Source organism: Pseudomonas typographi (assembly GCF_014694385.1).
GTDB lineage: Bacteria > Pseudomonadota > Gammaproteobacteria > Pseudomonadales > Pseudomonadaceae > Aquipseudomonas > Aquipseudomonas typographi.
Window position 1 is genome coordinate 1 of sequence record NZ_JAAOCA010000123.1, and the last position, 663, is coordinate 663.

Sequence of the window (663 nt, forward strand, 5' to 3'; positions counted from 1 at the left end):
CGATGGATTGGCCCACGTCCAGCCAGTAATCCGCGTTAGGCGGCGGGGTTTCCTCGGGCACGTCCTGGGTGGCCTGGTAGATCCTGTTCCCGGCCACCACCATGTCGCCAGTGGTGTAGGTCTGGTCGTCCTTGTAGGCCGACAGGCCATCGAGCGCGGCAACTTGGTCGGCAAGATCGGTGATCTTTTCGTTCAACTCCTGGCTCAGTTCGGTTTCGCTGATCTGGCCGGCCAGGTAGGTGAGGATTTCACCAGCGTCGGAACTGGACTGGCCCATGACCCATGCGGTCCACGAACCGGTATTGCCGCTGCGGTCACCCAGGCGCGCGCGGAAGAACCGCGTAACCCCTGCCGCCATACCGCTTTTGAGGTATGTCACCGCCGGGTAGGAAATCAGGCCCAACTGCGTGGCATCGCTTCCATCCGATGCGACCGATTCCTGCACCTCCGTGTACAGCGTGTCCTCTGCGCCGGCCGGGAAGGCCCAGTTCAGGCGAATGCCGAACACCTCCGATACGGTCGAGAAGCTGGCCAGCGCCGGCGGCTCACCGGTTTTGCCGTAAAGCTGGGTGGCTTCCGAATAGGCCCACAGCGAGGCATTGCCGCTCACGCCCACCGCCGATACGCGCGCGGTATAGGTGCCGGTGTAGATCCCGCTTACCT

At 63.3% G+C, this 663-nt stretch carries 1 pseudogene; it reads right to left on the reverse strand.

From position 1 onward, the window contains the following. Positions 1–663, reverse strand: a pseudogene (locus tag HAQ05_RS27985) (hypothetical protein); the annotation flags it as partial.